We start from the raw sequence: 9,261 nt of genomic DNA, 5'->3' as shown, positions 1-9,261 counted from the left end.
CGATCATCGACAACGGCGAATTCAATCACGGCCTCACGTATTCGGGGCACCCGGTGGCAGCCGCCGTCGCGGTCGCGAACCTGAAGCTGCTGCGCGACGAGGGCATCGTCGAGCGCGTGAAGACCGATACCGGCCCGTACTTCCAGGCGCTGATGCGCGAAACCTTCGCGCGTCATCCGATCGTCGGCGAAGTGCATGGCCACGGGATGGTCGCGAGCCTGCAACTGGCCGAAGCGCCGGCCGAACGCCGCCGCTTCGCGAACGGCGGCGACGTCGGCACGATCTGCCGCGACTTCTGCTTCAACGGCAACCTGATCATGCGCGCGACCGGCGACCGGATGCTGCTGTCGCCGCCGCTCGTGATCTCGCGCCAGGAAATCGATGAACTCGTGTCGAAGGCGAAGAAGGCCGTCGATGCCACCGCCCAGCAACTGGGTATTTCGTAACGGTTTTTGCCTACAGGCGTGCGGCGGGCGCCGCACGCCGCCATCATCCAGGGGAATTCCACCATGCGTGCCTGCATTCTTCGCCAAGCCTGTTCCGTCGCCGCCCTCGCCGCCGCGGCCGCGCTCACGTCGGTCGCCAGCCCGTCGGCGCATGCCGACGAACTGAACGTCTACAACTGGTCCGACTACATCGCGCCGGACACGATCCCGAACTTCCAGAAGCAGACGGGTATCCACGTCAAGTACGACAACTACGACAGCGACGACACGCTGCAGGCGAAGCTGCTGGCCGGCAGCTCGGGCTACGACATCGTCGTGCCGACGTCGAACTACATGGCCAAGCAGATCCAGGCCGGCGTGTACCAGAAGCTCGACAAGTCGAAGATTCCGAACCTCGCGAACCTCGACCCGCTGCTGATGAAGATGATCGCCGACGCCGATCCGGGCAACCAGTACGGCGTGCCGTGGGCCTACGGCACGGACGGCATCGGCTACAACGTGCAGGCGGTGAAGAAGGCGCTCGGCGACAAGGCGCCGGTCGACAGCTGGGCGCTGGTGTTCGACCCGGCCAACATGGAGAAGCTCAAGGGCTGCGGCGTGTCGTTCCTCGACCAGGCCGTCGACGTGTTCGCCGCCACGCTGCAATACATGGGCAAGGACCCGAACAGCAAGAACCCCGGCGACTACCAGGCTGCCTTCGAAGTCCTGAAGAAAGTCCGCCCGTACATCACGCAGTTCAACTCGTCCGGCTACATCAACGATCTCGCGAACAACGACGTGTGCGTCGCGCTCGGCTGGTCGGGCGACATCGGCATCGCGCACCGCCGCTCGTCCGAAGCGAAGCGCTCGTACGACATCAAGTTCGCGAACCCGAAGGAAGGCGGCCTACTGTGGTTCGACGTGATGGTGATCCCGAAGGATGCGCCGCACCCGGAAGCCGCGATGAAGTGGATCAACTACGTGTCCGATCCGAAGGTCAACGCGGCGATCACCAACACGGTGTTCTACCCGACCGCGAACAAGGCCGCGCACCCGTTCGTCACGCCGGCCGTCGCGCAGGACCCGACCGTCTACCCGCCCGAGGACGTGCTGAAGAAGATGGTGCTGATGAAGCCGATGCCGGCCGACATCCTGCGCCTCGAGAACCGTCTGTGGGCCCAGTTGAAGACGGGCCACTGACCGCCTGAGATCCGCGGACGTACGTCCGCTCGCGCGCCCCGCGCGCGCTGTTCCATCCGGCACGAGCCGTCGTCCGCGAGTCGCGTTGCGCGCCTCGCGCGGGGACGCTCACGCCTGCAATCCGTGAAGAACGAATGGTGACTCCCATGCAATCGATACCCTCTTCCGCTGCTGCACGACAGACCCAACCGGCCACGGCGCCCCGCACGCAAAACGACGCGTTCGTGCGCATCGAAAACGTCGTGAAGAAATTCGGCGACAGCACGGCCGTCGACAACGTGAACCTGACGATCGCGAAGAATGAGCTGTTCGCGCTGCTCGGCAGCTCGGGCTGCGGCAAGTCCACGCTGCTGCGCATGCTCGCCGGGCTGGAAACGGCGACCTCCGGCAAGATCTTCGTCGACGGCGAGGACCTCGCGTCGCTGCCGCCGTACCGCCGCCCGGTCAACATGATGTTCCAGTCGTATGCGCTGTTTCCGCACATGACGGTCGAATCGAACGTCGCATTCGGCCTGAAGCAGGAAGGCACGCCGAAGCACGAGATCAAGGAGCGCGTGGCCGACGCGCTCGCGCTCGTGCAGATGAGCAAGTACGCGAAGCGCAAGCCGCATCAGCTGTCCGGCGGCCAGCAGCAGCGCGTCGCGCTCGCCCGCTCGCTGGTGAAGCGCCCGAAGCTGCTGCTGCTCGACGAGCCGATGTCCGCGCTCGACAAGAAGATCCGCCAGAAGACCCAGCTCGAACTGGTCAACATCATCGAGAAGGTCGACGTGACCTGCGTGATGGTCACGCACGACCAGGAAGAAGCGATGACGATGGCGAGCCGCCTCGCGGTGATGAGCGAAGGCAAGATCGTGCAGATCGGCTCGCCCGGCGAAGTCTACGAATACCCGAACAGCCGCTTCTCGGCCGAATTCATCGGCTCGACCAACCTGTTCGAGGGGCGCGTCGTCGAGGACGAGCCCGATCACATCTTCGTCGAAAGCGACGATCTCGAAACGCGCATGTACGTGAGCCACGGCGTGACCGGCCCGCTCGGGATGCCGGTCGGCATCTCGGTGCGCCCGGAGCGCGTGCACGTGTCGCGCGAGAAGCCGGGCTCGAAGCACAACTGGGCGCGCGGCGTCGTCACCGACATCGCGTACATGGGCAGCTATTCGCTGTACCACGTGCGTTTGCCGAGCGGCAAGACGGTGGTGTCGAACCTGTCGAGCTCGCACCTGATGAACGACGGCGCGCCCGCGTGGAACGACGACGTGTTCGTGTCGTGGTCGCCGGCCAGCGGCGTCGTGCTGACGCAGTGAGGACGCCACGATGAGAACCTCCGCTTCCACGCCTTCCGCGCCGGTGCCGACCGGCGCTACCGCTGTCACCCAGGCTCATCAACGCCGCAGCCGCTTCTCCGTGCTGTCGCGCTTCCTGCCGTCGGGCCGCAACGTCGCGATCGGCGTGCCGTTCCTGTGGCTCGCCGTGTTCTTCGCGCTGCCGTTCGTGCTGGTGCTGAAGATCAGCTTCGCCGACCAGGTGATGGGCATCCCGCCGTACACGTCGCTCGTCGAGATCAAGGACGGCGTCGTGCACTTCGCGCTGCAGCTGTCGCACTACGCGTTCCTGCTGCAGGACGACCTGTACATCGCGACCTACCTCAGCTCGCTGAAGATGGCCGCCGTGTCGACGGTGCTGTGCCTGCTGATCGGTTACCCGATGGCGTACTACATCGCGCGCTCGGAGCCGAACCGTCGCAACGTGCTGATGATGGCCGTGATGCTGCCGTTCTGGACGTCGTTCCTGATCCGCGTGTACGCATGGATCGGGATCCTGAAGGACGACGGCCTGCTGAACCACACGCTGATCGCGCTCGGCATCATTCACACGCCGCTGCGGCTCTATCACAGCGACGCGGGCGTCTACATCGGGATGGTCTATTCGTACCTGCCGTTCATGGTGATGCCGCTGTACGCGCACCTCGTGAAGATGGACCTGACGCTGCTCGAAGCCGCGTACGACCTCGGCGCGAAACCGTGGGTCGCGTTCACGCGCATCACGCTGCCGCTGTCGAAGAACGGGATCATCGCCGGCAGCCTGCTCGTGTTCATCCCGGCAGTGGGCGAGTACGTGATTCCGGAGCTGCTCGGCGGCGCCGACACGCTGATGATCGGCCGCGTGATGTGGGATGAATTCTTCAACAACATGGACTGGCCGATGGCGTCCGCGGTGACGGTCGCGATGGTGATGCTGCTGCTCGTGCCGATGGCGCTGTTTCAGTACTACCAGGTCAAGGAACTGGGAGACGCGAAATGATCAAGCCGAGCAAACCGCTGTCGACGGGCGTTCTCGCCTTCGGCTTCCTGTTCCTCTACATCCCGATCATCAGCCTGATCGTGTACTCGTTCAACGAATCGAAGCTCGTGACGGTGTGGTCGGGCTTCTCGCTGAAGTGGTACGCGGCGCTGCTCGACGACGACGAGCTGCTGACCGCTGCGTGGCTGTCGCTGAAGATCGGCCTGCTGACGGCCACCGCGTCGGTCGTGATCGGCACGTGGGCCGGCTTCGTGCTCGCGCGCTTCGGCCGCTTCAAGGGCTTCACGCTGTACACCGGGATGATCAACGCGCCGCTGGTGATTCCGGAGGTGATCCAGGGGATTTCGCTGCTGTTGCTGTTCGTCGCGCTCGAGCAGATGTTCGGCTGGCCGAAGGGGCGCGGGATGGTGACGATCTGGATCGGCCACGTGATGTTGTGCGTGTCGTACGTGGCGATCATCGTGCAGTCGCGCGTGAAGGAGATGAACAAGTCGCTCGAGGAGGCCGCGCTCGACCTGGGCGCGACACCGCTGAAGGTGTTCTTCGTGGTGACGCTGCCGCTGATCTCGCAGGCGCTGCTGTCGGGGTGGCTGCTGTCGTTCACGCTGTCGATCGACGATCTGGTGCTGTCGGCGTTCCTGTCCGGGCCGGGGTCGACGACGCTGCCGCTGGTGGTGTTCTCGCGCGTGCGGCTGGGGCTGAACCCGGAGATGAACGCGCTGGCGACGCTGTTCATCACGGCCGTGACGATCGGCGTGATCGTCGTGAACCGGATGATGATCGCGCGCGAACGACGCCGGATGGCCGACCTGAAGGCCGCGTTCGCGGTGGCCTGACGGCCGGCCTCCTGCTTCGACGATAACAAGCACTGCAGACAAGCAAGACGCGCTGCCCCAGGGGGGGGGCGCGCGATTCGATCCCGATTTGACAGGCGCACGACTAGGAGAATCCGCAATGAAGAAGAAACTGATCTGCCTGCTGGTGGCCGGCGCGTTGCCGGGCATCGCGCTGGCCGGTTCGACATCCGCCGAAATCAAGGCGCTGCAGGCGCAGGTCGCCGCGCTGCAGAAACAGATGAAGGCCATGCAGGCGCAGCTCGCCGCGAAGCCGGGCGGCGCAGGGGGGGGCGCGACGTCCGGCGCGAGCGGCGGCATGGCCGGCGGCGGCAACGCCGTCGCGGTCGCCGCCGACCCGGGCTCGCCGGATTACGGCAAGGCACGCGCGACGCTGACCAACGACGAGGTCAGCGAGATGAAGCAGCAGATCGCGAACCAGCAGCTGAAGGTCGATTCGCTGACCGACGCGGCCAACACCGGCCCGCTCGCCGGCCTGTCGGTCACCGGCTACATCGATCCGACCTACATCTACAACCGCGCGGCCGGCACGTCGTCGTTCCTGTTCGCGAACCACGAGAACGCGTACAACTACTTCAACAGCACGTTCGGCGATCTCTACCTCGACATCAAGAAGACTTTCGGCGTCGGCCCGATGGCACCATCGGCCGAGATCACGTTGATGCCGAACCGCGGCAACGGCATCACGCTGCTGCAGAACTCGCGCGGCTCGATCACCGACAACCTGCTGAACACGGCGGTGATCAACGTGCCGATCACCGCGGAAACGACGCTGGTCGCCGGCCTGATCCCGAGCTTCGGCGGCTACGAAGTGCAGCAGTCGAACCAGATGCTCACGCTCACGCACAACCTGCTGTACGATTTCTCCGATCCGGGCAGCTACGTCGGTGTCGGCGCGAACTACACGAAGGGCGCCTGGGCGTGGAAGTTCTTCCTCGGCAACGAGCAGTACCGCACCTACGGTTCGGTCACGCAGACGGGCACCAATGCGCTCGGCGACCCGATCACCACCAGCAACAAGGTGCCGACCTTCACCGCGCGCGCGGACTACACGTGGTCGAGCGCGCTCGATCTCGGCGGCTCGTTCAACATCGGCCGCCAGACGCTGTCGAGCGCGATCGACGCGGACGGTGTCGTCCACTACGGCCCGGGCGGCGCGGCGCCGAGCGGCTACGGTTCGTTCTTCTTCGGCGAACTCGACGCGACCTACACGCTCGCCGACGTGCAGTACAACGCCGAAGTCGACTACGGCCGGCAGCAGCATGCGGCGTTCAACGGCGGGCTCGCGCAGTGGTACGGGCTGTCGCTGCTCGCGCACCGCAAGTTCAACGCGCCGGTGGTCGGCCGCATGGGCGTGACGCTGCGCTACGACCTGCTCGCGAACTCGAAGAACGGCGGCGGCGGCGGCGGCATCGCGCTGAACGGCAACGGGATGGACCCGAGCAACGGTTTCGGCGTCGACGCGGACTGCCTCGCGCAGTCGAAGGCCGGCGGCGGCCTGGGCTTCGAGTGCAAGGGCGCGGTGCGCCAGGACGTCGCGCTCGACCTGCTGTTCTATCCGACCCAGCAGATCACCGTGAAGGTCGAATACCGGCACGACTGGGCGAACAACAAGGTGTTCCTGCGCAACGACGGGTCGTACGGCAAGTCCAACGACCTGCTCGCGACGCAGTTCATCTATTCGTTCTGATGCAGCACGCGCGGGGCGACGTGCCGCACGCACGGCGTCCCGCGCCGTTTTCCGGGTGGCTGCGCGCCGTTGCAGCCTTGTCGAGGGAGTCGGTTTCATGACGCAGTCTTTCACCCGCCGCGCCGATGCGCTCGCGCGCGACTCGTACTACGAAGCCACGGCCACGCGGCCCGTGGCGGACGATCCGATGCTCGACGCGGCGATCGACGTCGACGTCTGCGTGATCGGCGCCGGCTTCGCCGGCCTGTCGACGGCGCTCGACTGCCGCGCGCGCGGGCTGTCGGTCGCCGTGATCGATGCGCAGCGGCCCGGCTGGGGCGCGTCGGGCCGCAACGGCGGCCAGGCGATCACCGGTTTCGCGAAAGACGAGGTGATCGAGCAGCAGCTCGGCGCCGACGGCGCGCGCGCCGCGTGGTCGCTGTCGCTCGACGGCGTCGCGCTGATCGCCGAGCGCATCGCGCGCTACGGGATCGACTGCGACTTCACGCGCGGCTACCTGACGGTCGCGACGAAGCCGCGCCGCATCGACGACCTGCGTGCGTGGATGAACGCCGCGACGTCGCGCTGGGGCCATCCGTCGCTCGCCTGGCTCGATACCGGCGAGATCCACGCGCGCATCGCATCGACGCGCTATCTGGCCGGCGTGCACGATCCGCTGTCGGGCCATCTGCATCCGCTCAAGTACTGCCTCGGCCTTGCCGATGCCGCACGCCGCGAAGGCGTCGCGCTGTACGCGCACACGCCGGCGCTCGACGTCGTGCGCGGCGCCCGGCCCGTCGTGCGCACGCCGTCGGGCGAAGTGCGCTGCCGCTTCGTCGTGTCGTGCTGCAACGCCGGGCCCGGCGGCGTGCTGCCGGCCGCGACCGCCGCGCGCATCGCGCCGATCGCGTCGTACATCATCGCGACCGAGCCGCTCGGCCGGGCGCGCGCCGATGCACTGATCGCCCGGCGCGAAGCCGTGTGCGACAACAACTTCTTCCTCGACTACTTCCGGCTGTCGGCCGACCACCGGATGCTGTTCGGCGGCCGCGCGAATTCGGCCGGCGCGTCGCCCGCGGCGCTCGCCGAAGCGATCCGGCAGCGCATGGTCGACGTGTTCCCGCAGCTCGGCGACGTGCGCGTCGACCACGCGTGGGGCGGCTTCGTCGACGTCACGCGCAACCGCGCGCCGGATTTCGGCGCGATCGATCCGAACTTCTTCTACGTCCAGGGCTTCAGCGGCCACGGCGTCGCGCTCACCGGCATCGCCGGACGCGCGGTCGCCGGCGCGATCGCGGGCGACACGCACGCGTTCGACCTGTTCGCCCGCCTGCGTCACCGGCGCTTTCCCGGCGGCGATGCATGGCGGCAACCCGCGCTCGAACTCGGGATGCTGTACCACCGCGTACGCGAGCTGTTCTGAGCCCTTTCACTCCGCTTTCCTGATCATGCAGACATTCGCCAACCAGCCGCACGTCGCGTCGTACTACGCGGCGACCGCCAACGATACGACCCGCCACGCGCCGCTCGCCGGCACGATCGACGCCGACGTGTGCGTGATCGGCGCGGGCCTCACGGGCCTGTCCGCCGCGCTCAATCTCGCCGAGCGCGGCCATTCGGTGACCGTGCTCGAAGCGTCGCGGGTCGGATGGGCGGCGAGCGGCCGCAATGGCGGCCAGTTGATCGGCGGCTTCGCGTGCGACATCGACACGTTCGCGCAGTTCATGCCGGAAGGCGACGTGAAGCGCATCTGGGACATGGGGCTCGAGACGCTGTCGCTCGTGAAGTCGCGCATCGCGCGGCACGACATCGACTGCGCGCTGGTGCCCGGCTATCTGACCGCGGCCAACACCGAGCGCGACGCGGATGCGCTGAAACGCTGGCGCGACGAAGCCGCGAAGCGCTTCGGCTACGACCGCTTCCACTTCGTCGAAGCCGACGAACTCGGCGACTACGTGCAGTCGGCCCGCTATTGCGGCGGCCTGTACGACCCCGATAGCGGCCATCTTCATCCGCTCAACTACACGCTCGGCCTCGCGCGGGCGGCCACCGACGCGGGCGTGCGCATCCACGAGGACAGCTGCGTGACACGCGTGCGCGACGTGGCCGGCGGCCACGTCGTCGAGACGGGCGGCGGCAACGTGCGTACGCGCTTCGTCGTGCTCGCCTGCAATACCTACGTCGGCACGCTCGCGCCCGCGCTGTCGAGGAAGATCATGCCGGTCGGCACCTACGTGATCGCGACCGAGCCGCTCGGCGAAGCGCGCGCCGCCGCGCTGATGCCTGCCCGCGCGGCGATCTGCGACAGCCGCTTCGTGCTCGACTACTTCCGGCCGGCGCCCGACACGCGGCTCGTGTGGGGCGGCAAGGTCAGCTATTCGACGCGCGCGCCGCGCGATCTCGCGGCGGCGATGCGCGCCGACATGCTGAAGACGTTCCCGCAGCTCGCGGACGTGAAGGTCGACTATGCGTGGGGCGGTTTCGTCGACATCACGATGAACCGCGCGCCGCACTTCGGCCGCATCACGCCGACCACGTATTTCGCGCAGGGGTTTTCGGGGCACGGCGTGAACACGACCGCGCTCGCGGGCAAGCTGATCGCCGAGGCGATCGACGGACAGGCGAGCCGCTTCGACCTGTTCGACAAGATCCGGCATCGCGACTTCCCCGGCGGCGCGGCGCTGCGCACGCCGGCGCTGGTGCTCGCGATGAGCTGGTATCGGCTGCTGGATGCGTTCGGCGTGCATTGAGCGCGCGCAGCGTCACCGCGCAAAAGCAGAACGGCCGCTCGTTCGAGCGGCCGTTCGGTCCGGCG

The 9,261-nt window shown here is 67.1% G+C and carries 8 protein-coding genes; all 8 read left to right on the top strand.

Annotated features, from left to right (window positions below; all coding sequences use genetic code 11):
• A partial coding sequence (locus H0X90_RS30905) for an aminotransferase class III-fold pyridoxal phosphate-dependent enzyme (RefSeq protein ID WP_196438320.1) occupies positions 1-446 on the top strand: 446 nt, incomplete at its 5' end.
• A gap of 63 nt (positions 447-509) precedes the next feature.
• Positions 510-1,625: a polyamine ABC transporter substrate-binding protein gene (locus H0X90_RS30900; RefSeq protein ID WP_006485616.1), complete on the top strand. Its 1,116-nt coding sequence runs from the start codon at positions 510-512 to the stop codon at positions 1,623-1,625.
• 146 nt (positions 1,626-1,771) lie between these two features.
• Positions 1,772-2,926: an ABC transporter ATP-binding protein gene (locus H0X90_RS30895; protein ID WP_006485613.1), complete on the top strand. Its 1,155-nt coding sequence runs from the start codon at positions 1,772-1,774 to the stop codon at positions 2,924-2,926.
• A gap of 10 nt (positions 2,927-2,936) precedes the next feature.
• Complete coding sequence (locus H0X90_RS30890; protein WP_006485610.1) at positions 2,937-3,923, top strand: ABC transporter permease subunit; 987 nt, start codon at positions 2,937-2,939, stop codon at positions 3,921-3,923.
• The gene (locus H0X90_RS30885) at positions 3,920-4,759 is read left to right on the top strand and encodes an ABC transporter permease subunit (RefSeq protein ID WP_006485612.1); all 840 of its coding nucleotides are present in this window, start codon (positions 3,920-3,922) and stop codon (positions 4,757-4,759) included. Before H0X90_RS30890 ends, H0X90_RS30885 begins: the two co-directional genes overlap by 4 nt.
• A 118-nt stretch (positions 4,760-4,877) precedes the next feature.
• On the top strand, positions 4,878-6,467 hold the full coding sequence (locus H0X90_RS30880; protein WP_006495490.1) for a DUF3138 family protein: 1,590 nt from the start codon (positions 4,878-4,880) through the stop codon (positions 6,465-6,467).
• Between the two features lie 97 nt (positions 6,468-6,564).
• Positions 6,565-7,869 (top strand): FAD-binding oxidoreductase, encoded by a 1,305-nt coding sequence (locus H0X90_RS30875; RefSeq protein WP_077189592.1) that lies wholly within the window; start codon positions 6,565-6,567, stop codon positions 7,867-7,869.
• Positions 7,870-7,894: 25 nt separating this feature from the next.
• Positions 7,895-9,196, top strand: a complete 1,302-nt coding sequence (locus H0X90_RS30870; protein ID WP_048986148.1) for an FAD-binding oxidoreductase — start codon at positions 7,895-7,897, stop codon at positions 9,194-9,196.
• The last annotated feature ends 65 nt before the right edge of the window (positions 9,197-9,261 follow it).

Source organism: Burkholderia sp. 9775_39, from assembly GCF_015712225.1.
Classification (GTDB): domain Bacteria; phylum Pseudomonadota; class Gammaproteobacteria; order Burkholderiales; family Burkholderiaceae; genus Burkholderia; species Burkholderia cenocepacia.
This window is presented reverse-complemented; position numbering and strand designations above follow the sequence as displayed.